We start from the raw sequence: 22,157 nt of genomic DNA, 5'->3' as shown, positions 1-22,157 counted from the left end.
GGATTCCCCACGATAGGAACCGCCGATCACCAGGAGCGATGACGTGCGCACACCCCGTCCCCTGCTGGCGGCGATCGCGGTGGTCGGCGTCGGCGCGGTCGTGGCGGTGGCGGTGTGGCGCCCCTGGGAGGGTTCCGCCGATGCGGCCGCCGGACCGCCGCAGATCACCGTGTCCCGCAGCCAGTGCGGACAGGGCTGGACCGACGCGAAGACCGGCCGCCAGACCTTCACGCTGCACAACACCGGGGACGCGGCCGCCGAGGTCGACCTGATCGAGCTGGGCAGCAACAAGGTGTACGGCGAGCTGGAGGGCCTCGGCCCGAACACCAGCGCGCCGATGGACGTGCAGCTCGGCGCCGGCAGGTACGCGTTCCGCTGCCTCATCGAGGACACCGACGCCATCACCGGCCCGAGTGTCACCCTCACCGGCGACGCCAAGGGCGGTCCGGCGGCGGTCGCCGTCACCAAGAACGACATGCTGCCGCTGGTGAAGCAGTACGAGGCCGCGGTCGCCGCCGGCGTCGCCGACCTCGCGGCCAAGACCGACAAGCTCAAGGGCGACGTCGACGGGGGCAACCTCGACGCGGCCCGCGCCGACTGGCTGCCGGCGCACCTGGCGTACAACTCGCTCGGCGCGGCATACGGCGCGTTCGGCGACTTCGCGGACAAGATCGACGGCTCCGACGTGGGCTTCCACGCGCTGGAGAAGGGCCTGTGGCACAACGCTTCCGCCGCCGACCTGGCGCCGGTCGCCGCCCAGCTCGCCGACGCCGTGCACGGGCTTCAGGCCGACCTGCCCAACGAACAGGTGGATCCGAACGATCTCGGGCTGCGCGCCCACGAGATCATGGAGAACGCCCTCCAGTTCGAGCTGACCGGCGAGCACGACCAGGGCAGCGGCACCACCCTGAACACCGCGCTGGCCAACCTCGACGGCACCGCCAAGGTGCTGGCGATCCTGGACCCGGTGCTCAAGCCCCGCTACCCCGACCTGCCCCAGGTGCAGAAGTGGTCGGACCGGGTGCGGGCGCTGCTCACCGCGCACCAGAACGTCCCGGTGGCCACCCTCGACCGGGCCACCCGGGAACAGCTCGACGGCGCCGTCGGCGAACTGCTGGAGAAGCTCGCGCCGGTCGCCGCCATCTGCGAAGTACGGAGAGATTCATGACGGGCGTCGGACGCCGTTCCTTCCTGCGCGGCGCACTCGTCGGCGCGGGCGCGGCGGCGGTGACCGGTCTGTCGGTGTCCGCCGACGCGGATCCCAGCGCAGCGTCGACTTCCTCTGGCATCGCATTCCACGGCGTGCACCAGGCCGGCATCGACACCCCGCCGCAGAAGCAGGCGATCTTCGCCTCGTTCGACGTGATCGCCGCGGACAAGGCCGAGCTGACCCAACTGCTCCAGACGCTGACCGACCGGGCCCGGCTGCTCACCGCCGGCGGCGCGCTGCCGCCGCTGGGCATCACCGCGCCGCCGGCCGACTCCGGCGTGCTCGGCCCGGACATGCCCGGCGACGACCTCACCGTCACCGTCGGCCTCGGGGCGTCGCTGTTCGACGACCGGTACGGCATCTCCGACCGCAAGCCGGCCAAGCTCACCGCGATGAGGGAATTCCCCAACGACACCCTGGATCCCGCGCTGTGCCACGGGGATCTGAGCCTCCAGCTGTGCGCCACCGAGACCGACACCGTGCTGCACGCGCTGCGCGACATCGCCCGGCACACCCGCGGCGGGATGCAGCTGCGGTGGCGCGTCGACGGTTTCCAGAACCCGCCGCGGCCGTCGGGCACGCAGCGGAACCTGCTGGGATTCAAGGACGGCATCGTCAAGCCGCTGCCGTCCGACCACGACAAGCTGGTCTGGGTCGGCAAGGGCGGCAACGAGCCGGCGTGGACCGAGGGCGGCAGCTACCAGGTGCTGCGCCAGATCCGGATGCTGGTCGAGTTCTGGGACCGGGTGTCCGTGAGCGAGCAGGAGAACATGGTCGGCCGCCGGCGGGACTCCGGCGCGCCGCTGGACGGCAACGTCGAGACCGACATCCCCGACTACGCCGCCGATCCCACCGGCGGGGCGATCCCGCTGACCAGCCACATCCGCAAGGCCAACCCCCGCACCGCCGAGACCGCGGACAGCCAGCCGCTGCGCCGCGGCTACAACTACGACAAGGGCACCGACTCCGTCGGCGACCTGGACATGGGGCTGCTGTTCTGCGCGTACCAGCAGGACATCGCCCGGCAGTTCGAGGCCGTGCAGACCCGGCTGGCCGACGAGCCCCTCGTCGACTACATCCGGCCGGTCGGCGGCGGTTATTTCTTCGCGCTTCCCGGTGTTAGGGACAGCAACGACCACTTCGGCCGGTCGTTGCTCGCATGAGTCACTCAGGAGGAGAAGGCATGCGTGCAAGACGCCGTGTCCTGGCCACGGCCGCCGTGGCCGCGACGGGCCTGTTGCTGGCCGCCTGCGGCGCCGGCGACACGAACCAGGTGGTTCCCGCCGCCGAGTCGTACAACCTGGTCCACCCGACCACGCCGATCCAGCACGTGGTGGTGATCTTCGGCGAGAACATCTCGTTCGACCACTACTTCGGCACGTACCCGAACGCGGCGAACACCGACGGCACGCCGTTCAAGGCGGCCCCGGGCACGCCCCACGTGAACGGGCTGTCCAAGCAGCTGCTGACGAACAACCCCAACGCCTACGACCCGAAGCGGCTCACGCCGTCGCAGGCGCTGACCTGCGACCAGAACCACGGCTACGGGCCGGAGCAGAAGGCCGTCAACGGCGGCAAGGACGACAAGTTCGTCGAGAACACCGAGACCGACAAGTGCACCGGCCAGCCCGTGCTGTTCGGCGAGCCCGGTCTGGTGATGGACTACTACGACGGCAACACCGTCACCGCGCTGTGGAACTACGCCCAGCACTACACGCTGAGCGACAACTCGTTCGACACGGTGTACGGGCCCTCCACCCCCGGCGCGCTCAACCTGATCTCCGGCCAGACCCACGGCGGCCAGGCGTTCAACCCGAAGACGGGCCAGCCGACCACGGACGCGTACGCGGTGCAGTCGCCGGACTCCAACGGCATCGGGACCATCACCAACGACCCCGACCCGTACTACGACGACTGCTCCAACAACAACGGCAAGTCGACGAACAACCTCGCCGTCATGCACGGCCGCAACATCGGTGACCTGCTCAACCAGAAGCACGTGACCTGGGGCTGGTTCCAGGGCGGCTTCGCGCCGACCAGCCAGGCCAACGGCAAGGCCGTCTGCGGCGCGCAGCACGCCAACATCGGCGGCAACGCGTCGAACGACTACAGCCCGCACCACGCGCCGTTCCAGTACTACCAGTCGACGGCCAACCCGCACCACCTGCCGCCGACCTCGGTGAACATGATCGGCCGCACCGACCAGGCCAACCACCAGTACGACACCTCGGACTTCGACAAGGCGCTGGCGGCGGGCAACCTGCCGTCGGTCAGCTTCCTGAAGGCGGGCGAGTACCAGGACGGCCACGCCGGCTACTCCGACCCGCTGGACGAGCAGGCGTTCATCGTCAAGGAGATCAACCAGCTCCAGAAGTCCAAGGAGTGGTCGTCGACCGCGGTCATCCTGGCCTACGACGACTCCGACGGCTGGTACGACCACGTCACGCCGCCGAGCGTGAACGGCTCCAAGGACGCCGCGCTCGACCAGGCCGCGCTGTGCGGCAAGAAGCAGGTCGCCGGCGGCTACGCCGACCGCTGCGGCTACGGCCCGCGCCTGCCGCTGCTGGTGGTCTCGCCGTACGCGAAGACCAACCACGTCGACCACACCCTGACCGACCAGTCCTCGATCCTGAAGTTCATCGAGGAGAACTGGCGGACCGGCCAGATCGGCGACCACTCGTTCGACCAGCGCGCCGGCAGCCTGTGCGACATGTTCAACTTCTGGCAGCGCCCGAGCGACAAGAAGGTCATCCTGGACCCGAAGACCGGGGCCGTGGTCTCCAACCACTGATCTTCCAGGTTCGAAGGGCCCCTTCCCGGGCGTTCACCGCCCGGGAAAGGGGCCCTTCATTCGCTTTCACAGCACGGCGAAGGCGCGAACGCAGTACTCGTCCGAATCGGCCGAAACCTCCCGGCCGGCGAGGGTGCCGGTGCCGACGAGCTCGCGAATGCGGGCCGTGAGGAAGCCTCCGGCGGCGGCCTTGAAATTGCCGGCCGCATCGACGGTGGCGACGTCATATCCGCACGTCTCACCGCCATCGGGGTCTCGAAAGTAGACCCGCACGGTGTGGGCGTCGAGCGTCAGGAAGCCGACGGGGTGGATGATCTGAGCCCCCACCGAGGGAGGCTCCGCGCTCGGGCGACGAAGCGTGGGCGCAACGGAGCCGAATACCGCGTCGCGCAGCATCACCGGATGGTTCTCGTCGTCATCATAGAAGGAATCGGCGTCAAAAATTCGAATTCCACGGCTGTCGACGTTCTGCTCGCGGATCGCGCCGCACGCCAGCGAACTCATCGCCCGTCGAAGCACGGCGACGTGCCGATAGTGGTCGATCTGCTCGCCGGCCCGGTCAAGCAGCGGACAGTCGATTCCGGCGATAGTGGACAGATCGTTGCCGTCGAAGACGAACACCCGCGCCGTGGACACACGTGGACGCACAACCCCGGCCACCGCGTGCGCAGCTCCGGCCAGCGGCGTCGAGATGAACTCCACCAGCCTCTCGACCAGCGTCCAATAAAGCGCGTCCAAAAAGGGTGAGAGCGCCTCGTTTTCCTCCATCTGATCAGTGTCGTCTCAGAGCCGCTCGGCCAGCTTGGCCGCGCCGAGGGCGCCGTCGGTGGCGGTGCGGGCGATCAGCCCGAAGCGGTCCCGCAGCCCGCCGGCCACCATGTCGCTCAACGGCCCGTCGGCGACCAGCAACCCGCCGGCGAGCACCGCCTTGCGGTAGCCACCGCCGACGGGATCGAGCGCGGCGATCGACGCCAGCAGCAGCTCCGCCGCCTCCGTGACGATCTCGGCCGCCACCGAGTCCTCCCGGTACAGCCCCGTCACCAACGGGGCCAACGCCGCCAGCCGCACCGGCGGTTCCCCGTAGACGGCGGCCTCGAGCGAGGTCACGTCCGGCTCGGCGGCCAGCGCGTAGCAGACGACGTCGCAGAGCTTGGTGGGACGGCCGCGTCCGTCCAGCATCCGCAGCACGGACCGCACCGCCTGCCGTCCGATCCAGAAGCCGGAGCCCTCGTCGCCGAGCAGCCAACCGTTGCCGTCGACGTGTCGCTTGATCCGCCAGTCCCCCAGCTCGGCGGCGGCCGCCCCGGTGCCGGACAGCACCAGCACGCCGTCGGGCACGTCGCTGCCGGCGGCGAAGGCCACCTCCACGTCGCTGACCACACGGGGTACCACCATGCCCAGGTCACGGGCCATCCGCGCGACCTCGTCGAGCAGCGGACGCCCGGAGGTGGGCCCGCCGGCGAGTCCGATGACCGCGGCGGTGACGCGGGCGGCAGAATGGTCGCCGAGAGCCTGTCGGAGCGCGGCGGCGAGCTGTTGGCCCGCGTGCTCCACGCCGTGGGCTATCGGGTTGGCGCCGGCGGCACGGCCGGTGCCCAGCACCTCGCCGTTCCCGTCGACGAGCACGGCCCTGGTCGAGGTGCCTCCGGCATCGATGCCCACCAGCATGGAATAGAAGAGTAGACGGCCCGGTTCCCCGGTCGTCAGACCCACGAGTCGGGGGGATCATGGATTCGTCCTGGATGTTCATGCGCGGCGCGATGGCCAGGGCCGACGCGCCCAGTCAGGTGCGCCGCGGCACCATGCGCCGCGTGCTGGAGTTCGCCCGGCCGCACTGGGGCAAGCTGGGGGTGTTCCTCGGCCTCACGGTGGTGGACGCGTTCCTCGCGGTGAGCACGCCGGTGCTGGCCGGCCGGGTGGTGGACGCGATCATCAACAAGGCCGCGCTGGGCGTGGTGATCGGCCTGGCGGCGCTGATCGCGCTGGTCGCGGTGGTCAGCGCCGGCACCAGCCTGGTGGAGCGCTGGCAGTCGTCCCGGATCGGCGAGGGCCTGATCTACGACCTGCGCCGGGCCGTCTTCGAGCACGTGCAGCGCATGCCGGTCGCCTTCTTCACCCGCACCCGGACCGGCGCCCTGGTCAGCCGGTTGAACAACGACGTGATCGGCGCGCAGCGGGCGTTCACGTCCTCGCTGTCAGGATTGGTCACGAACCTGATCCAGCTGGCGCTGTCGCTGGCCGTGATGCTGACGCTGTCCTGGCAGGTCACGCTGCTGGCGCTGGTGCTGCTGCCGGCGTTCCTGCTGCCGGCGCGGCGGATGGGCGCGCGGATGGCCGGGCTGGAGCGGGAGGCCGCCGGGCTGAACGCGTCCATGACCAACCAGATGACCGAGCGGTTCTCCGCGCCGGGCGCGACGCTGGTGAAGCTGTTCGGCCGCCCCCGGGCCGAGGCCGCGGAGTTCGGTGACAAGGCGCAGCGGGTGCGCGACATCGGCGTGCGGACCGCGATGGCGGCGCGCTGGTTCCTCACCGGCATGTCGCTGCTGCCGACCATGGCGCAGGCCCTGGTGTACGGCGTCGGCGGCTACCTGGCGCTGACCGGCCAGCTCGCCGCCGGCACCGTGGTGTCGCTGGCGCTGCTGCTGACCCGCCTCTACACGCCGCTGACCGCGCTCGCGAACGCCAGGGTGGACATCATGACCGCGCTGGTGTCGTTCGAGCGGGTCTTCGAGGTGCTGGACGTCCGCCCGATGATCGTCGAGGCCGATCGCACGATCCCGCTGGCCGCCGGCCCGGTGTCGGTCGAGTTCGACGACGTCCGGTTCGCCTATCCGGCGGCCGACCAGGTGTCGCTGGCCTCGCTGGAGTCGGTGGCCAACCTGGACACCCGCGGCGGCCAGGAAGTGTTGCACGGCATCAGCTTCCGCGCCGAGGCCGGCCAGCTGGTGGCGCTGGTGGGCTCGTCGGGCGCCGGCAAGTCGACCATCGCCTCGCTGGTCCCCCGGCTCTACGACGTCGTCTCCGGCGCGGTCCGACTGTCCGATGTGGACGTCCGCGAGCTGTCGTTCGACGACGTCCGCGGGGCGGTGGGCGTGGTGACCCAGGACGGGCACCTGTTCCACGACAGCATCGAGGCCAACCTCCGGTACGCGCGGCCCGACGCCAGCGACGAGGAGCTGTGGGACGCCATCGAGCGGGCCCGGCTCGGCGAGCTGATCCGCAGCCTGCCCGACGGCCTGGAGACGGTGGTCGGCGAGCGCGGTTACCGGCTGTCCGGCGGCGAGCGCCAGCGGCTGACCATCGCGCGGCTGCTGCTGGCCCGGCCTCGCGTCGTGATCCTCGACGAGGCGACCGCGCACCTCGACTCGGAGTCCGAGGTCGCCGTGCAGGCCGCGCTCACCGAGGCGTTGCAGGGCCGGACCGCGCTGGTCATCGCGCACCGGCTGTCCACCATCCGCGCCGCCGACCAGATCCTCGTCGTCGAGGACGGGCAGGTGGTCGAGCGGGGCACGCACACCGAGCTGATGGCGGCGAACGGCCGGTACGCGGAGTTGCACAACACGCAGTTCCGCGAGGAGCCCAGCCCGGCCTAGGAGGGTTAGGGTGTCGCGCGTGGAACTCAAGCTGGAGCTGGTAATGCTCGGGGTCACCGACGTCGACCGGGCGAAGGCCTTCTACGCCGACAAGTGCGGCTTCGCCGTGCACGTGGACCACCGGGCGGGTGAGAACTTCCGCGTCGTGCAGATGGACCCGCCGGGGTCGGCCTGCTCGATCACGTTCGGCGTCGGCGTCAGCGACGCGACGCCGGGCGCGACCAAGGGCCTGCACCTGGTCGTCTCGGACATCACCGCGGTCCGCGACGAGCTGGCGGCGCGCGGCCTGGAGATCAGCGAAGTCCGGCACATGAAGGACGGCGTGTGGGGTCCGGGCGCCGACCCGGACCACACCGACTACAACTCGTTCGCGGACTTCGCCGACCCCGACGGCAACACGTGGGTGGTGCAGGAGAAGGGGTATGCGGCTCAGTCGTCCAACGCCGAGTAGACGCCGTTCCAGAAGTCCAGGTACAGCTTGGAGTTCAGCGGGAAGGCGGAGCGCTGGGTCATCAGCAGCGCGGTGAGCTCCTCGGCCGGGTCGTTGTGCCACGAGGTGCCCAGGCCGCCGTCCCAGCCGTACCGGCCGGGCGTGGCCCAGATCTGGTCGCGCCCGGTGACGACGCTGACGCCGAAGCCCCAGCCGCGGTGCTCGAAGGCGCCGGGCCAGAAGCCGTCGCGGGCGTGCTGCTCGGGCGTGAGGTGGTCGGCGGTCATCGTGCGCACCGACGGCCGCGACAGGATCGGCTTTCCGTTGCGCAGCAACATGGTCGCGAACGCCAGGTAGTCGTCGGCGGTCGACACCAGGCCGCCGCCGCCCGCCTCGAACGCCGGCGGCCGGCTCCACTGGCCGTCGACCGGGTCGTACACGCTGCCGTCCTCGCCGTAGCTGACGGGCAGCCGGCCGAGGTGCTCGACCGGCACGTGGAAGCCGGTGTCGATCATGCCGAGCGGCTCGAACAGGTGCTCCCGCATCGCCTCGCCGAGGGACTTCCCGGTGGCGCGGGCCAGCAGGATGCCCAGCACCTCGGCCGACACGTGGTAGATCCACCGCTCCCCCGGCTGGCACAGCAGCGGCAGCGTGGCGAACCGCCGCAGCCACTCGTCCGGGGCCGGCGGCTCCGCCGGCTGCGGCGGGCCGTCACCCAGCCCGAGCTTGAGTTCCGCCGCCGCGGCCTGCACGGGATAGGTGCCGGGCGGGGCGTAGATCGCGCCGAAACCCATCCGGAACGTCAGGAGGTCCCGCAGCGTGATCGGGCGGTTGGCCGGCACGGTGTCGTCGAGCGGGGCTCGCATCGAAGTCAGGACGCGGCGGTCGGCCAGCTCGGGCAGCAGTTCGTCGACGCGGTCGTCCAGCCTGAGGACGCCCTGCTCGACGAGCACCATGGCCAGCGCGGCGGTGACCGGCTTGGTCATGGAGGTGATCCGGAAGATCGTGTCCCGGCGGACGTCCCCGATCACCTCCACGTGCGTCTCGCCGCGGCGGCGGACCACCGCCACCAGGCCGGGACACGTCCCGTCGTCGACGTGCCGGGCCAGGGTGTCGTGCAGGCGGGTCAATCCCTTGCTGGACAAGCTCATCGGGTGAACTCCCCGATCCACCGGTCGTCCTGGTGGCCGATGGAGACCGCCTTGACACCGTCCACCGCGAAGCCGTCCAACTGGCTGCGCGTGAACCGCCACGGCGGGCCGTCCGCGACCGTGCCCTCCTCGCGGGACATCATCACCACGAACAGCGTGCCGCCGGGCGCGAGCAGGCTGGCGACGGCGGCGGTGGCCTGCTCGCGCACCGACTCGGGCAGCGCCTGCACGGTGAAGATCTCGACGACGAAGTCGAAGGCCTGCAACCACTTCTCCGGCAGATCGAACAGGTCCGCCACCTGGAAGTCGACGCCCGGGTGCCGCTGCTTCGCGACCTCGATCGCCGTCTCCGAGACGTCGAAACCGGTGGTGTCGAAGCCGAGGCCGTGGAGGTAGCCGGCGTCCACGCCGAGGCCGCAGCCCACCACCAGGCCGCGCCTGCCGTCCCCGGACTTGCCCTCCAGGTACTCGACCAGCTTCGGGTGCGGTTGCTGCCGGTTCCACGGCATCTCGATGTCGCCGCGCGCGCCCTCGCTGTAGAGCCGGTCGAACCACGCCGTCGGCTCGCCGACGGCGATCGCCTGTGCCGCAAGGTGATCGCCACGGAGATCCCAGTCCGCCGTCGCCTGGTCGGCGATCCCGGCGATCACCGCGTCCCAGGCGCGGGGCGGCAGCTCGTGGCCGACCTGCGGCAGCGTCAGCAGCCGGGCGCCGGGGATCGCGGCGGCAAGCGCCTTGCCGTGTTCCAGCGGGAACAGCGGGTCCTCGTCGCCGTGAACGACCAGCGTGGAGGCGGAGATCTCGCCCAGCCGGTGGATCCACGGCTCGATGCGCTCCGTCGAATGCGCGTTGTTGATGGCGTCGATGTTCTTGGTCCGCGCGTACACCTCGATCATGAGCTCGCGGGTGGCGGTCTCGTCGAACGGGACGGACTTGGCCGACATCGCCCGGATCGCCGCCACGGACCGCTCCACCGGGTCCGCCGGCTGCTCGGCCGCGAAGTGGGCGCGGAACTCGGCCGTCGGCGGCGGCAGGTCCGGGGCGCCCGAGCTGGTCGCGATCAACGTCAGCGAGGCCACCCGGTCGGCGTGTTCGAGGCCGATGTACTGGGCGATCGCGCCGCCCATCGAGATGCCGACGATGTGCCCGCGCCGCGCGCCGAAGTGGTCCAGCAGCGCCACCGCGTCCTCGGCGAGGTCGCGGAAGGTGTAGTCCGGCTTGCCCACCGGGTAGGTCGTGGACTGGCCCGTGTCGCGCATGTCGTAGCGGATGACCTGGCCCACCTGCTCGGCCAGGCGCCGGCAGAACTCCGGCTGCCAGAAGTCCTTCGAGCTCGCCGAACCCGACAGCAGCAGCACCGGCGGCCGGCCCGGCTCACCGAAGGTGTCCGCCTCGATCTCGACGCCGTTGACGTGAACGATCATGTTTCCCCCTTGTCGGCCTTCGACCCTATCGCGTGACCTCCGCCACCGCCCGTCGAACACTTGTTCGATCCCGTGCTAGACTAGCCCCCGAGGCCCGGCGAGCCGTGAGGGGAAGTCACGGCTCACCGGGCCTCCCTCGTGCGCTCCACCTCGGTCCCAGCAGGATGTCCCCGTGGACATCGACACCGGCAACCTCCGCGAGCTCGCGCGCGTCATCGCGTCCCACCTGCACGCCAACGGCTTTCCCGCCGAGGGCGGCGCCAACCGCCAGGTGCTGGCCCTCGCCGAGGAGTGCGGGGAGTTCGTCGGCGCCTACCGCCGCTGGTCCGGCCAGGCCCGTCGCTCCGGCACCGCCGAGGAGATGCACGCCGAACTCGCCGACGTGGTGATCACCGCCTTCGTCGCCGCCGAGGAGCTGGGCATCGACCTGGACAAGGTCATCACCGACAAGGCCGGCGTGGTCCTCACCCGCGGCTGGCGAACCCCGTGACATCCGTGTCAGCCACCGACAGGCCTGACACCCGTCGCAACCCCACGCCGGCCACCGGTCGCGACCTCAGCGTCAGACCGCCGAAGACCGACCCCCGCGACCCTCGCACCCGTCCACCAGCGGCTGGCACCTGGTGACACTTCCGTCAGTCACTGACCACTGCCACGACCATCACACCGTTCGCCGTCTCCGCGACCTCCGGCCGGTCGGCAGCCAAGGCCGCCACCCCGTGGCCTCGCGTCAGTCACTGACAAGTTCGGCACCCGCCGCCACACTCCACAGCACGCCGACGCCCCGACACAAAACTGAAGGATTTCCACATTTCGTCACAGCGCCGCGACGCCGGAAAGTTGAATGTGAGACAACTCGAGCGGGGAGGGTGACTCACCCCCAGCGGGCCACCCTCCGCCAGCTCGTTTTCATCCATGAAACGCTTTTCTGCGATTTCCACGCAAGTGTAACCCAGCGTCGGTCGGCCTACTACCGACGATCGTCGCACCACCCACACCCTGGGACGATGCCCGATCCGGCAACCCTGTCGACACCGCGCCGGAATCCGCGACGCCGTTTCCCTACCACCGACAATTCGCCAGGTCGAGGCCCTATTTCCCGCACCCCACCCGGCGATCCGGTCAAGGCCGCCGCACGGTATTTCCGTCACACGCCAAAAGAGGAATCACCGTTCCGCCCGGGCACGACAGTGCGGGCAGGGCCTGGGCGGCTGCCGGCACTGCCGGGACCACGGCTCGGGCGCATGCGACCCGCTCCAGGCAGAGATCGGAGACTCGCACGATCGAACCTCCCACGGGGCGGCAGGCGACCACCGACACGGCGGCAACCCACTGTTCAGCGGACGCCACAGGGGCGTAGGCGACCGTCGACAGCGCCTCTCCGCGGTCCCCGATCGCCTTACGACTGGCGGGCCTTGGCGCGGGCGCGGTGGGCGCGGAGGTTCTCGAGGTTGCCGCAGACCTTGGTCTCGTGCCACACGCCGCTGTTGTTCTTGGAGCGGTCGTAGAAGGCGACCTGGCAGCGGGGGTTGCGACACACCTTGAGCCGCCGCCAGGTGTCGGCGCGCTGCGAGGTGAGCATCTCGATCAGCACGAGGGAGGAAACCAGGCGCGCGCCGGTGCCGCGCGGCTCGATGGCGACACGGCCGTCGGCGTCGAGCCGGAGGGTGGCGGTCTCGTGGGTAGGGACGGCGCCACCGCCGAGGGCGGCCTTGACGTCGGAGCGGAGGCCGCGGAGCTGGTCGAGGTCGCGGACGGTGAGCGTGACGGGAGGCGCGGGCTGGCCGGTCTCGATGGCCCAGGTGGCCAGGGCGCCGTCGAGCCAACGCTGGGCGTCGCCGAGGTCGGCCAGCAGGTCGGGCTCGGGCGGCCGGCCGGCCGGGATGGTGTTCAGCAGGTCGTGCACGAAGCCCAGGCCGGCCGGCGCGAGCTCCATCGCGTAACGTCCGCTCGCCATGCGACCACCTCTCGACGTGAAATAATCATCAATACTACAGTTCTTACGCCCTGTTGTGCCGACGGCGAACCGAACGGCGGTGGCGGCGAATACGCGCGCAGAATCGCCGTCATGGCGACGATCACGGAGCAACGGGGGCCGTCCACGTGGCGCGGCGACGAGATCACGGGCTGGCAGCTCCCGCTGTCCTCAACCGACAAAACAGAACTGCTGGCGGCCGTGGACGCGTCCACCGGAATCGACGCCAAGGACATCACCAGAGGGAACTTCCCCCTGCCCGGCCTGGCCACAACGCTGGCGGAGCTGTCGACGGAACTGCTGCACGGGCGCGGATTCGCACTGTTGCAAGGAGTTCCAACCGAAGGCCTCGAACCGGAGCAGGCCGAGCGGCTAGCGGTGGGCATCGGCGCGCACGTGGGAACCGTGATGCCGCAAGGATCATCGGTGCTCGAACATGTTCGGGACCGCGGTGTCGACCCGGCGGCGGCGACCAGCCGGAGCTTCCAGCACAGCGGCAAGCTCGGCTTCCATTCCGACCCATACGATTTCGTGGCACTGCTGTGCCTGCGGCCGGCGCTGTCCGGCGGACTCAGCACGATCGTCAGCTCTCCGGCCGTGCACAACGAAATCCTGCGGGGTCATCCCGAACTGGCCGAGGCACTGTACGAACCGTGGTGGCGCGACCGCCGAACCGGCGACGGCCCGGACAGCTTCTACACCGAGCCGGTCTACACCCTGACCCCCGACGGCCGGCTCCGCACCAACTACGGCCCCGACTACATCCGCTCCGCCCAGCGCGGCGAGCACGTGCCGCCGCTGACCGAGACCCAGCAGGCGGCCATGGGCGCCCTCGACCGCATCACCAACGATCCCCGGCTCGTGCTGGGCATGGATCTACGGCCCGGTGACATGCAGTTCCTCAACAACCACGTCACCATGCACAGCCGCACCGCCTTCCGGGACCACCCCGATCCGGCGCTGCGCCGCGACCTGATTCGCCTGTGGCTGGCGGCATGACCTCGAATCAGCCGGCCAGGTCCTCAGGCAGCGGCAATCCCAGCGCAGCAAGGAAACGGGCCGTCTTCACCTCGACGAAGACCTCGGCGTCGTCCAGCTCCGCACCGATCTCGGCGGCGTCGACGTCCTCGTCGGCGGAGATGTCCTCGGCGAGGTAACCCGCCAGCTCCTGCTGCTTGGCCGCCACCTCGGCGTCGGAAGCGGACGAGCGCAACCGCCACCAAGCGGCCAGCCCGGCGGCCTCCCGTGCGACGTCCGTCGGCGCGGAGGCGGCGTCGTCCTCGAAATAACTCCGAGGCGTGAAGCCGAGATAGGCGACGCCGCTGCCCGGCCCAGCCGGCCGGTACACGATCGTGGCGATGTCGCTGTCGTGGATGTCCACCAGCAGCGACGGTTCGCCGACGCGCTTCTCCGCACCCGGCTCGGTCAGCCACGCGCTGCCGTCGAAGACGAACGTCCCGAAGAACCCCATCGGCGCAGATTACCGTGCGGGGGAACCCCGGCTCCCCCGCACGGCAAACGGTCACGGATAGTCGTTCACGAAGACCGGCTGACCGATCTTGGTGGTGTCGGCCGGCCCGCCCACGCCGTTCACGACGTGGTCGATGGTGCCGGCGCTGAGGTTGACGGTCATGATGTGGTGCAGCCTCACCCCGGGCGTGTTCGGGGCCTCGAAGCCGTTCGCGGTGTGGATCGACGGGTTGTTCTGGTTGAACACGTACACCCCGGCGCCGTAGAGGTGGTGCGTCTTGACCTTGTCGCCCACCTTGTAACCGCCGTAGCCCAGCACGCTGCCGTTCATCCAGTCCGCCTGCGTCGGCGGGTCGTACGGCAGCTCGTTCTGGTACATGATCGTGGTGCCGTCGTTGCCGTTCCAGACGGTGTTGTACGTCTGGAAGTGCTCCACGAACATGCCGGTCGCGGTGACGTGATCGCCGTTGATGACCGCGCCCACGCGCCCGATGTTGGTGTTCCAGCGCTGGGTGTCGGTGAGGTTCTCCACGCCGTGGTCGGCGCGCCACACCCAGGTGTTGTCGATGATCACGTTGTCGCTGTTGACCTGCAACGCGGTGTCGGCGCTGCCGACGTGCGGGCCGCCCACCCGGAAGTACACATCGGACAGTGTGGTCGGGTCGTTCGCCGAGCTGAAGCCGAAGCCGTGCTGCTGGCCGACGCGCAGCAGCACCGGCGCCTTCTGCGCCCCGGCGTCGAAGGTGACGCCGGCGACGATCACGCCCGGCACGCTGGCGATGTCCAGCGGGATGGCACCGTGGTCGGAGGTGAGCGTGGCCTGGCCGAGCCCCAGCACGACGGTGTCGGGCCGGAACACGTGGATGCTCTGGGCGATGTCGTACACGCCCGGCGTGAGCAGTAGGTTCTTGCCCAGCAACAGTTCCGCGTTGATCAGCCACACCGGGTCGCCCGGCTTGGCCACGAAGAAGTCGGACAGCGGCACGGTGCGGCCGGGCGTCGTGCCGTTGGCCCAGGTGACGCCCTTGCTGTTGTGCTGCACGGACGGCACGCGCACGTTGTAGTCGCCGCGCGAGTCGACGAACAGGTACGACTTCTCGCGGCTGGCCGGCGTGGTGTCGAGCGTGGTGTACGGCGGATTCGGGAAGCCGGTCTCGGCCGGGGCGCCGACGACGCCGGAGAACACCTGGTTCCACACGCCGTTGGACCAGCCGGCGATCTCGCTGTTGCGGATCAGCCACTGCTGCTGCGAGCCGTTGACGACCGACGGCAGCTTGGAGTCGGCGATGAAGCCGCCGCTGGCGTACTGCGGGCCGGCGGTGCAGTAGTCCATCAGCGAGAGCCCGCCGCCGGTGATGTTCACCCTGCGGATGGACGCGGCCTGGGACACCGCCCAGAAGTCGGCGCTGGCGCGGCAGCCGTCCTGGCCGGTCGCGTTGACGTCGAGCGTGAGGTTGCCGACGGTGCGCCAGAAGTTGACCAGCGCCAGGCAGTTGCTGGTGCCCCCGCCGGCCAGGCAGCGGTTGTACGCCTCGATCTTGCCGTTGATCACGACGTCGTTGGGCGACGCGCCGAGGCCGGCGACCTCGGTGTAGTAGCCGACCTTGATCTGCAACGGCTGGGTGGCCGTGCCGTACGTGCCGGGCTTGAACAGGAACGCGAAGCGCTGCGTGCCCATCTCGTTGTCGACCTGTTGCGCGTTGGCCGCGTCCAGCTTGGCCTGGATCTGGCTGACCGGCATGCTCGGGTCGAACACCGTGACGTTCGCACCGAGGTCGGCGGCGCCGGGGTGGTACTGCGGCGCGGGGGCCGCCGTCGCCGCGGCCGGTGCGGCCGCCACCAGCGCGAGGCCGAGCACCAGCGCCCGGCCGAGTCTTCGGGCCGTGATCATGAGTTTCGTCCTGTCGTCTGCGGGACTGTCATTGGCCTGCCTGTCGTTCCGGACGACCGGGTCCACTCTGTGAGAGCGCTCTCGCGAACCCGGGTTGGCTAGTTCTACCCCGTGGATCGGTCCAGCGCTACGGTCCGCGGCGTTTTCCGGTGCGGACGGCCCGCCTGCGACGTTCGAGTGACCTCGGACCGCGGGCGGCCCGCGGCCGCTAGGGTCTGGGGCCGGCAAACCGACCGCGAGCGCCCCGGAGGACCAGGTGACCGACCTGCTGACCGCCAAGATCAGCCACGGCTTCGACCATCTGGACGTGGACGGCGACGGCCTGCTCACCGAGCACGACCACGTGCTGTACGGGCAGCGGGTGGCGGCGTCGCTGGGGCTCAGGCCCGGCACGGCCGGCGAGCGCCGGATCATCGACGCCTACCTGGCGATCTGGCGGAACCTGCACCTGCCGCACATCCCCGACGGCGGCACGGCGATCACCAAGGAGCACTTCGTGTCGTCCACCCGCACGCTGGCCGGGAACCCGGCGGCCGCGGCGGCGACGGTCGGCGCGCTGGCGGAGGCGTTCCTCGCGATCGCCGACACCGACGAGGACGGCCGGGTCGGGCCGAAGGAGTTCTTCCTGTTCCAGCGCGGGCACTTCCCCGGCATGACCGAGGAGTCGGCCGATCAGGCGTTCGGCCACCTGGACGCGGACGGCGACGGATACCTGTCGGCCGACGAGTTCGTGCGGGCGATCGTCGAGTTCTGGTCCAGCTCCGACCCGGCGGCGCCGGGCAACTGGTGGATGGGCGAGCCGCACTTCCTCGACTGAATTCTCCGCTCAGAGCCGCGAGACCTGGTAGTGCCGGATCTTCTCGCCCTCGACGACCAGGCTCAGCAGCACGTTCAGCGGGGGCCGGTCGGTGAATCCGAATTCGACGGCCATGTAGCCGAGGACCAGGTTCTCGCCGAGACGGCGCGTTTCCACGATCTCGTACGCGGCGGTCATGCCCAGCGGCTGGGAATCGTAGTACTCGGCGACTCCCTTCGGGCCGACCGTGTACGGGTGCAGCCCCTGGAAAATGGCGTCCTCGGTGAAGTTCTCGGCCACCCGCTCCGGATCGTGCGCGTCGACCGCGTCCTTCCACCGGTCCAGGACCGTCGTCAGGATCCGCTCGCCCGAATCGATTTCCGCTGCGCTCATCTTCAGTGCCCCGCGCTCTGGCCGCCGTCGACGTGCAGGACCTCGCCAGTGACGAACCGATTGTTCTCCAGGTACAGAATGGCGTCCACGACCTCGTCGATCTCGCCCAGCCTACCGACCGGGTGCAACGCCGCCAGGAACTCGTGCGTCTCCGGCGCGTGCATCGGCGTGCGGATGACGCCCAGCGACACCGTGTTGACCCGCACGTTCCGGCTCGCGTACTCCACGGCCAGGGACTTCGTCACCGCGTTCAGGCCGCCCTTGGTCAGCGACGCCAGCGCCGACGGGACCTGCGTCAGCGCGTGGTCGACCAGCGTCGTGGACACCGACACCACGTGCCCGCCGCCCTGCTCGACCATCGCCGCCACCGCGCCGCGGGAGATGTCGAAGAATCCGCGCAGGTTGATGCCGGTCACCGCGTCGTAGTCCTCGTCGTTGTAGTCCGTGAACGGCTTCGCGACGAAGATTCCGGCATTGTTGACCAGGGTGTCGATACGCCCGAAGCGCGCCAGCGTCTCGTGCACGACCCGCACACCCTCACCCTTTCGGGAAAGGTCGGCCTGGATCGTGAACACCTCCGGATCGTCCGATTCCTCGATACTCCGGGAAACCGCAACCACGCGGTATCCCAGCTTTCGATACGCCACCACCAGACCCTCGCCGATACCCTGCGATGCACCCGTGACAATGGCGACCCGTTGCGTTGTAGTCATAGTTCGATGGTGCTCCGACAAGCGAGCGGTTGCCACGACCGCTTTCCTCCCCTGTGGTAGGCCGCGCCTACCAGTACAGTCCGGCCATGCCTCAGCCTCGCAAGGACCTCAGCGGCTCCCGGTTCGACCGCGTCGACCTGTCCGGATCCGAGTTCCGCAACGTCGACATGTCCGGCGTGCGGTTCCGGGGCATCCTGATGCGCGACGCCTCGCTGCGCGGGCTCGAGATGCAGAACGTCGAGCTCAACGGCGAGTTCGTCAACGTCACGGTGAACGGCGTGGACATCGGCCCGTTGGTCGAGGCCGAACTGAACCGCCGCCACCCCGAGCGCGCCAAGATGCGGCCGACCGACCCCGACGGCTTCCGCGAGGCATGGGACGTCGTGGAACGGCTCTGGGACGGCACCCTGCAGCGCGCCCGCACGCTGGATCCATTGCTGCTGCACGAATCCGTCGGCGGCGAGTGGTCGTTCACCGAGACGCTGCGGCACCTGGCGTTCGCCACCGACAGCTGGATCCGGCGGTGCATCCTCGGCGATCCCGCGCCGTGGCACGAGCTGAGCCTGCCGTGGGACGAGATGCCCGACACGCCCGGCGTGCCGCGCGACCGGGCGGCGCGGCCGTCGCTGGACGAGGTGCTGGAGCTGCGGCGGGACCGGATGGCCACCATGCGCCGGGTCGTTGACGGCCTGACGGACGAGTTCCTGTGCAGCGACACCACTCCCGTCGAGGGGCCCGGCTGGCCGCCGGCGGTCAGCTTCCCGGTGCGGGAGTGCCTGCTGGTCATCCTCAACGAGGAGTGGGAGCACCGCCTGTACGCGGAGCGGGACCTGAATGAGCTATTCCGGAAGGAGAACGTCCGGAATGGGTCGTAACGTGGGCCGCATGCCCGACGAACTGCTCACCGAACCGCCGGTCGCCGGCAGCGAGTTGGACACGCTGCTCGGCACGCTCGAACGCAACCGCAGGACGCTGGCCTGGAAGTGCGCCGACCTGGACGCCGCCGCGATGGCGACGAGGATCGGCAGGTCGGCGATCACGCTGGGCGGGCTGCTTCGGCACCTCACCCGCTGCGAGGCGTCGTCGTTCGTGTGGAAACTGAACGGCGGCCCCGGAATCACCGCGGCGGAGTGGGACTCCGACTGGGAGTGGACCGCCGACAGCGACGTGGACAAGACATGGCGGGACTGGGAGGAGGCGATGGCCCGGTCGCGCAAGCTGGTCGCCGAGGCGCTGGCCGACGGCGGCCTCGACCGGGCCAAGGGGCACGAGTTCCCCGGCTGGGGCACGCCGAGCCTGCGCCGGATCCTCACCGACATGATCGAGGAGTACGCGCGGCACCTCGGCCACGCCGACCTGATCCGGGAGGCGATCGACGGTCGGGTGGGCGAGGACGCGCCGTGATGGAGCTGCGTTTCAGCGGCGAGGTCTGGTACTGGCGGGGGCCGTCGCCGTTCTACTTCGTGACGGTGCCGGAGCCGCAGTGCCGGGACCTCCGGGAGGTGTCCGCGGCCCTGACCTACGGCTGGGGCTGCCTGCCGGTGACCGTGACGCTGGGCGACAGCACGTGGAAGACGTCCATGTTTCCCAAGGACGGCGGCTACATCGTGCCGGTGAAGGCGAAGGTGCGCCGCGCCGAGGACATCGACGAGGGCATGGTCGTGGATCTCCGGCTAGCGGTCGACGCCCACTGACGGCTTGAGCACGTCCTCGCACCACTGGCGGAAACTGGTCGGCGTGGTGGATTCCGCGGTGCGGGGCTCGGCGTCGTCAAGGCCGTCCCGCTTGGCCATCATCATGTCGTAGAAGCCGTGGACCATCGCGTCGGACATGCCGGACGCCTTGGCCCGGGCCAGAAAGGCGTCGGGCGGCACCTCCTCGTGCCGGACGGGCCGGCCGAGCACGTCGGCCATGATCGCCGCCATGTCGTTGCCGGACAGGTCTTCCGGGCCGAGCACGGCGACGCGGCCCTGCCCGGTCCAGGTGTCGTCGAGCAGCAGCCGGGCGGCCGTGGCGGCGATGTCCTTGGTGGCACAGGTGGGATGCTTGGCGTCGCCGGGGAACGGTGAGCGGTACACGCCTTCGTTGACGATCTCCGGAATGTCGCGGAGGACGTTGTCCATGAAGCCGGGCAGGGCGAGTTCCCGGAAGGGCACGCCGGTGTCGGCGATCAGGTCGCACATCGCGAACGAGGCGGTGACGAGGCCGGCGCGGTGCTCCATCGGCGTGCCGCGGCCGGTCGCCGAGACGGCGACGACGCGCTGGGTGGTCAGCTTTTCGGCCGCCGGGCGGGTGAATTCGCGGTAGGCGGCGTCGAGGGTCTCGGTGCGGGGGTTGGGCGGCGCGAGCCAGAAGACGGCGTCCGCGCCGTCGAACGCGGTGGCGACGACGTCTCGGTCGCCGTGCGTGCCGGCCACGACCTCGACCCGGTCCCGCACGTCCGCGGGGAGGCGGGCCGGGTCGCGCACGATCACCCTGACCTTGGCGTTTTCGTCGAGAAGGTGCTGCACGAGCTGGCCGCCGATGGCGCCGGTGGGTGTGGTCACAACGATCATGGCTCTCAGTGAAGTCGGGTTCCGACCTAAACGGAATGACCAATCCGGTTCACATTGATACCCTGACGGTATGGGTGAGCCGCACAACTGACGGTCCCGAAACGCGCCTGCGTTCCGGGACCGTTCCAAACACCGCTAGATCAGCAGTCGATCTTCAGCGAGTAGATGTGATGCTTGATGCTCGGCGCGGCCGTCCTGAGATTCGACACGCGTTCGCCCGCCGGCAGCACATATCGCGCCCCACGGAATCGAACCTTCTCGTACAGGGTGACAGTGCAGTCGGTGTTGTTGTAGACCGACTCGGCGCTCGTGAAGAAAACTTCATGCTCCGGCTCGTCCGTCAGGTCGGGGTCGGTCACCCTGGTGAAACTCAGGTCGCCGAAGAGCTCCTCCTCGGAGTACGCGCACACGGCGTTGTCAGGACAGACCCCCGGAGGTTGGCGCAGGGAGTTGGCCGCCACGGCCGAACTCTCCCCCGCCAGGGCGAGGCCGGCCGCGAGAACGCCGGAAATGATCAGTGCCATACCGCGAAACGTGCCATTCATTAGACCACCCTTTCGCTCGAATCCCTTTCCGTTGACAGGACCCTGAATTCGCGGGCGCACGTGAGCGCGCCACAGGTCCCAATGGATTGCGTGCGCTATCCTGTTCGCCTCCCGCGAACAGCTTCCGCAGATTTCGCCTGTATTCAGTGATACTCGGACAACCGGCGGACGCAAGAGGCCAGCCGGCCGGCCTCGGCCGCGCAGCCCCCGGGTGGTCGTGGACGTCCGCGAGGCCGCGCCCAGCTGTGCTGCCCGGCGGCGTCGCACGGCAGGATGGGAGTGGCGGAGCAGCCGCGCGTGCACGAGTGATCGTTTCGCCCGTGCCGGCTGGCCGCGACGGGTCCAGGAGGGGCTGTGACGGATTACAGCAGGCCGACGCTCGATCTGGAGCGCGTGCGGAAGTTCGTGGTCGTCGCCGAGGAGTTGCACTTCGGGCGGGCGGCCGAGCGGCTCGGCATGGCGCAGCCGCCGCTGTCCCGCGCGATCCGCGACCTCGAGCGGCAGCTCGGCGTGCAGCTGTTGGAGCGCACCACGCGGCAGGTCGCGCTCACGCGTGCCGGCGAGGTCCTGCTCCGTGACGGCCGGGCCGCGCTGGACGCCGTCGCGGCCGCCGGTCGCCGCGCGCAGCATGCCGGCCGGGCCGAGCCGGGGCTGCGGCTCGCGCTCAAGGCGGACTACGACGCCGGGCTGCTGCCGCAGATCTTGGCTCTGTACGAGGAAGATGAGGCCGCTGTGCCGGTTTCCGTGCAGCTCGGCGGGCGCAACGACCAGGCGCCGGCGCTGCGGGAGGGGCGGGCCGACGTGGCGTTGATCCCGGTGGGTTTCGACGACCACGATCTGGACTTCGAGCCGCTGGTGACCGAGCCCCGGCTGGTCGCGCTGGCCGCCTCAGATCCGTTGGCGGCCAGGGAAAGTCTGTGTGTGGGCGATCTGGAGGGGTTGCCGCGGCCGGAGGATTTCGATCCCTCGGCGCGGTTGGATCTCGCGCAGATCTTCAGCCTCGTGGAGCTCGGGAGACTGGTGTGGTTCCCGCCCGTTTCGGTGGCACTTCGTCATGCGCGGCCGGGGATCGCCTACCGGCCGGTGGTGGACCTCGAACCCACCACGTTGACCGTCGCCTGGCCGCGGGAGGCGCGTTCGGCCGCGGTGGCGGCGTTTGTGCGGGCGGCCGGGACGGTGGCGAAGGCCGACCTGCGGGCGGCCACGGGCTAGGCTGGCGC

General features: G+C 70.0%; 23 protein-coding genes. 12 read left to right on the top strand and 11 right to left on the bottom strand.

Annotated features, from left to right (window positions below):
* Nucleotides 1-43 precede the first annotated feature (43 nt).
* Genes BCF44_RS23605 through BCF44_RS23595 form a run of 3 tightly spaced genes read left to right on the top strand, consistent with a single transcriptional unit; the run spans nucleotide 44 to nucleotide 4,001 of the window.
* A complete protein-coding gene (locus BCF44_RS23605; protein ID WP_170217702.1) occupies nucleotides 44-1,168 on the top strand; it encodes an EfeM/EfeO family lipoprotein in 1,125 nt (374 codons plus the stop codon).
* Nucleotides 1,165-2,373, top strand: a complete 1,209-nt coding sequence (locus tag BCF44_RS23600) for a Dyp-type peroxidase (RefSeq protein WP_116176539.1) — start codon at nucleotides 1,165-1,167, stop codon at nucleotides 2,371-2,373. Before BCF44_RS23605 ends, BCF44_RS23600 begins: the two co-directional genes overlap by 4 nt.
* Nucleotides 2,374-2,393: 20 nt before the next feature.
* Nucleotides 2,394-4,001: a phospholipase C gene (locus BCF44_RS23595; protein WP_116176538.1), complete on the top strand. Its 1,608-nt coding sequence runs from the start codon at nucleotides 2,394-2,396 to the stop codon at nucleotides 3,999-4,001.
* A gap of 66 nt (nucleotides 4,002-4,067) precedes the next feature.
* On the opposite strand, the gene BCF44_RS23590 is transcribed toward BCF44_RS23595, so the two are convergent.
* A complete protein-coding gene (locus tag BCF44_RS23590; protein WP_116176537.1) occupies nucleotides 4,068-4,769 on the bottom strand; it encodes a hypothetical protein in 702 nt (233 codons plus the stop codon).
* Between the two features lie 15 nt (nucleotides 4,770-4,784).
* Nucleotides 4,785-5,669: an N-acetylglucosamine kinase gene (locus BCF44_RS23585; protein WP_116176536.1), complete on the bottom strand. Its 885-nt coding sequence runs from the start codon at nucleotides 5,667-5,669 to the stop codon at nucleotides 4,785-4,787.
* Between the two features lie 59 nt (nucleotides 5,670-5,728).
* Between BCF44_RS23585 and BCF44_RS23580 the strand changes: the two genes are divergently transcribed.
* Nucleotides 5,729-7,594 carry an ABC transporter ATP-binding protein gene (locus BCF44_RS23580; RefSeq protein ID WP_116176535.1) on the top strand — a complete coding sequence of 622 codons (1,866 nt, stop codon included), beginning with the start codon at nucleotides 5,729-5,731 and terminating at the stop codon, nucleotides 7,592-7,594.
* A 19-nt stretch (nucleotides 7,595-7,613) separates the two neighbouring features.
* A complete protein-coding gene (locus BCF44_RS23575; RefSeq protein WP_116176871.1) occupies nucleotides 7,614-8,045 on the top strand; it encodes a glyoxalase superfamily protein in 432 nt (143 codons plus the stop codon).
* Here the strand turns inward: BCF44_RS23575 and BCF44_RS23570 are convergent.
* Both BCF44_RS23570 and BCF44_RS23565 read right to left on the bottom strand, forming a co-directional pair.
* Nucleotides 8,024-9,175: a serine hydrolase domain-containing protein gene (locus tag BCF44_RS23570; RefSeq protein ID WP_116176534.1), complete on the bottom strand. Its 1,152-nt coding sequence runs from the start codon at nucleotides 9,173-9,175 to the stop codon at nucleotides 8,024-8,026. The two genes, BCF44_RS23575 and BCF44_RS23570, sit on opposite strands and share 22 nt — an antisense overlap.
* Entirely contained in the window at nucleotides 9,172-10,599 is a 1,428-nt protein-coding gene (locus BCF44_RS23565; protein ID WP_116176533.1) for an alpha/beta fold hydrolase, read from the bottom strand. Before BCF44_RS23565 ends, BCF44_RS23570 begins: the two co-directional genes overlap by 4 nt.
* A 172-nt stretch (nucleotides 10,600-10,771) precedes the next feature.
* Between BCF44_RS23565 and BCF44_RS23560 the strand changes: the two genes are divergently transcribed.
* A complete protein-coding gene (locus BCF44_RS23560; protein WP_116176532.1) occupies nucleotides 10,772-11,089 on the top strand; it encodes a MazG nucleotide pyrophosphohydrolase domain-containing protein in 318 nt (105 codons plus the stop codon).
* 909 nt (nucleotides 11,090-11,998) lie between these two features.
* Here BCF44_RS23560 and BCF44_RS23555 read toward each other — a convergent pair.
* Nucleotides 11,999-12,556, bottom strand: a complete 558-nt coding sequence (locus BCF44_RS23555) for a CGNR zinc finger domain-containing protein (RefSeq protein WP_116176531.1) — start codon at nucleotides 12,554-12,556, stop codon at nucleotides 11,999-12,001.
* A gap of 111 nt (nucleotides 12,557-12,667) precedes the next feature.
* Between BCF44_RS23555 and BCF44_RS23550 the strand changes: the two genes are divergently transcribed.
* Nucleotides 12,668-13,573, top strand: a complete 906-nt coding sequence (locus BCF44_RS23550; RefSeq protein WP_116176530.1) for a TauD/TfdA family dioxygenase — start codon at nucleotides 12,668-12,670, stop codon at nucleotides 13,571-13,573.
* Nucleotides 13,574-13,580: 7 nt separating this feature from the next.
* On the opposite strand, the gene BCF44_RS23545 is transcribed toward BCF44_RS23550, so the two are convergent.
* Complete coding sequence (locus BCF44_RS23545) at nucleotides 13,581-14,045, bottom strand: hypothetical protein (RefSeq protein WP_116176529.1); 465 nt, start codon at nucleotides 14,043-14,045, stop codon at nucleotides 13,581-13,583.
* A 51-nt stretch (nucleotides 14,046-14,096) separates the two neighbouring features.
* Complete coding sequence (locus tag BCF44_RS23540; RefSeq protein WP_116176528.1) at nucleotides 14,097-15,935, bottom strand: adenylyl cyclase; 1,839 nt, start codon at nucleotides 15,933-15,935, stop codon at nucleotides 14,097-14,099.
* Nucleotides 15,936-16,191: 256 nt separating this feature from the next.
* Between BCF44_RS23540 and BCF44_RS23535 the strand changes: the two genes are divergently transcribed.
* Nucleotides 16,192-16,752, top strand: coding sequence for an EF-hand domain-containing protein (locus BCF44_RS23535; RefSeq protein WP_116176527.1), 561 nt, complete (start codon nucleotides 16,192-16,194; stop codon nucleotides 16,750-16,752).
* Between the two features lie 9 nt (nucleotides 16,753-16,761).
* On the opposite strand, the gene BCF44_RS23530 is transcribed toward BCF44_RS23535, so the two are convergent.
* Together BCF44_RS23530 and BCF44_RS23525 are read right to left on the bottom strand one after the other, a co-directional pair.
* Complete coding sequence (locus BCF44_RS23530; RefSeq protein WP_116176526.1) at nucleotides 16,762-17,124, bottom strand: nuclear transport factor 2 family protein; 363 nt, start codon at nucleotides 17,122-17,124, stop codon at nucleotides 16,762-16,764.
* A 2-nt stretch (nucleotides 17,125-17,126) separates the two neighbouring features.
* Nucleotides 17,127-17,837, bottom strand: coding sequence for an SDR family NAD(P)-dependent oxidoreductase (locus BCF44_RS23525; RefSeq protein WP_116176525.1), 711 nt, complete (start codon nucleotides 17,835-17,837; stop codon nucleotides 17,127-17,129).
* Nucleotides 17,838-17,923: 86 nt separating this feature from the next.
* On the opposite strand from BCF44_RS23525, the gene BCF44_RS23520 reads away from it, so the two are divergent.
* Genes BCF44_RS23520 through BCF44_RS23510 form a run of 3 tightly spaced genes read left to right on the top strand, consistent with a single transcriptional unit; the run spans nucleotide 17,924 to nucleotide 19,531 of the window.
* Nucleotides 17,924-18,712 carry a DinB family protein gene (locus BCF44_RS23520; protein WP_116176870.1) on the top strand — a complete coding sequence of 263 codons (789 nt, stop codon included), beginning with the start codon at nucleotides 17,924-17,926 and terminating at the stop codon, nucleotides 18,710-18,712.
* A 10-nt stretch (nucleotides 18,713-18,722) separates the two neighbouring features.
* A complete protein-coding gene (locus tag BCF44_RS23515) occupies nucleotides 18,723-19,241 on the top strand; it encodes a mycothiol transferase (protein WP_116176869.1) in 519 nt (172 codons plus the stop codon).
* Nucleotides 19,241-19,531, top strand: coding sequence for a DUF1905 domain-containing protein (locus BCF44_RS23510; RefSeq protein ID WP_116176524.1), 291 nt, complete (start codon nucleotides 19,241-19,243; stop codon nucleotides 19,529-19,531). The genes BCF44_RS23515 and BCF44_RS23510 overlap by 1 nt, the downstream gene beginning before the upstream one ends.
* Here the strand turns inward: BCF44_RS23510 and BCF44_RS23505 are convergent.
* Both BCF44_RS23505 and BCF44_RS23500 read right to left on the bottom strand, forming a co-directional pair.
* A complete protein-coding gene (locus BCF44_RS23505; RefSeq protein ID WP_116176523.1) occupies nucleotides 19,511-20,392 on the bottom strand; it encodes an NmrA family NAD(P)-binding protein in 882 nt (293 codons plus the stop codon). The genes BCF44_RS23510 and BCF44_RS23505 overlap by 21 nt on opposite strands.
* 140 nt (nucleotides 20,393-20,532) lie before the next feature.
* Entirely contained in the window at nucleotides 20,533-20,916 is a 384-nt protein-coding gene (locus BCF44_RS23500) for a peptidase inhibitor family I36 protein (RefSeq protein ID WP_170217701.1), read from the bottom strand.
* 375 nt (nucleotides 20,917-21,291) lie between these two features.
* Between BCF44_RS23500 and BCF44_RS23495 the strand changes: the two genes are divergently transcribed.
* Nucleotides 21,292-22,149: a LysR family transcriptional regulator gene (locus tag BCF44_RS23495; RefSeq protein WP_246015467.1), complete on the top strand. Its 858-nt coding sequence runs from the start codon at nucleotides 21,292-21,294 to the stop codon at nucleotides 22,147-22,149.
* Nucleotides 22,150-22,157: the final 8 nt, after the last annotated feature.

Origin of the sequence: Kutzneria buriramensis (assembly GCF_003387475.1) — a bacterium.
Classification (GTDB): Bacteria; Actinomycetota; Actinomycetes; order Mycobacteriales; family Pseudonocardiaceae; genus Kutzneria; species Kutzneria buriramensis.
This window is presented reverse-complemented; position numbering and strand designations above follow the sequence as displayed.

Bases quoted from the DNA above. Each gene is read 5' to 3' on its own strand.
- BCF44_RS23600 (WP_116176539.1), top strand. From the start codon at position 1,165: ATGACGGGCGTCGGACGCCGTTCCTTCCTGCGCGGCGCACTCGTCGGC.
- BCF44_RS23595 (WP_116176538.1), top strand. From the start codon at position 2,394: ATGCGTGCAAGACGCCGTGTCCTGGCCACGGCCGCCGTGGCCGCGACG.
- BCF44_RS23590 (WP_116176537.1), bottom strand. From the start codon at position 4,769: ATGGAGGAAAACGAGGCGCTCTCACCCTTTTTGGACGCGCTTTATTGG.
- BCF44_RS23585 (WP_116176536.1), bottom strand. From the start codon at position 5,669: ATGCTGGTGGGCATCGATGCCGGAGGCACCTCGACCAGGGCCGTGCTC.
- BCF44_RS23580 (WP_116176535.1), top strand. From the start codon at position 5,729: ATGGATTCGTCCTGGATGTTCATGCGCGGCGCGATGGCCAGGGCCGAC.
- BCF44_RS23570 (WP_116176534.1), bottom strand. From the start codon at position 9,175: ATGAGCTTGTCCAGCAAGGGATTGACCCGCCTGCACGACACCCTGGCC.
- BCF44_RS23565 (WP_116176533.1), bottom strand. From the start codon at position 10,599: ATGATCGTTCACGTCAACGGCGTCGAGATCGAGGCGGACACCTTCGGT.
- BCF44_RS23555 (WP_116176531.1), bottom strand. From the start codon at position 12,556: ATGGCGAGCGGACGTTACGCGATGGAGCTCGCGCCGGCCGGCCTGGGC.
- BCF44_RS23550 (WP_116176530.1), top strand. From the start codon at position 12,668: ATGGCGACGATCACGGAGCAACGGGGGCCGTCCACGTGGCGCGGCGAC.
- BCF44_RS23545 (WP_116176529.1), bottom strand. From the start codon at position 14,045: ATGGGGTTCTTCGGGACGTTCGTCTTCGACGGCAGCGCGTGGCTGACC.
- BCF44_RS23540 (WP_116176528.1), bottom strand. From the start codon at position 15,935: ATGATCACGGCCCGAAGACTCGGCCGGGCGCTGGTGCTCGGCCTCGCG.
- BCF44_RS23530 (WP_116176526.1), bottom strand. From the start codon at position 17,124: ATGAGCGCAGCGGAAATCGATTCGGGCGAGCGGATCCTGACGACGGTC.
- BCF44_RS23525 (WP_116176525.1), bottom strand. From the start codon at position 17,837: ATGACTACAACGCAACGGGTCGCCATTGTCACGGGTGCATCGCAGGGT.
- BCF44_RS23520 (WP_116176870.1), top strand. From the start codon at position 17,924: ATGCCTCAGCCTCGCAAGGACCTCAGCGGCTCCCGGTTCGACCGCGTC.
- BCF44_RS23515 (WP_116176869.1), top strand. From the start codon at position 18,723: ATGCCCGACGAACTGCTCACCGAACCGCCGGTCGCCGGCAGCGAGTTG.
- BCF44_RS23510 (WP_116176524.1), top strand. From the start codon at position 19,241: ATGGAGCTGCGTTTCAGCGGCGAGGTCTGGTACTGGCGGGGGCCGTCG.
- BCF44_RS23505 (WP_116176523.1), bottom strand. From the start codon at position 20,392: ATGATCGTTGTGACCACACCCACCGGCGCCATCGGCGGCCAGCTCGTG.
- BCF44_RS23500 (WP_170217701.1), bottom strand. From the start codon at position 20,916: ATGGCACTGATCATTTCCGGCGTTCTCGCGGCCGGCCTCGCCCTGGCG.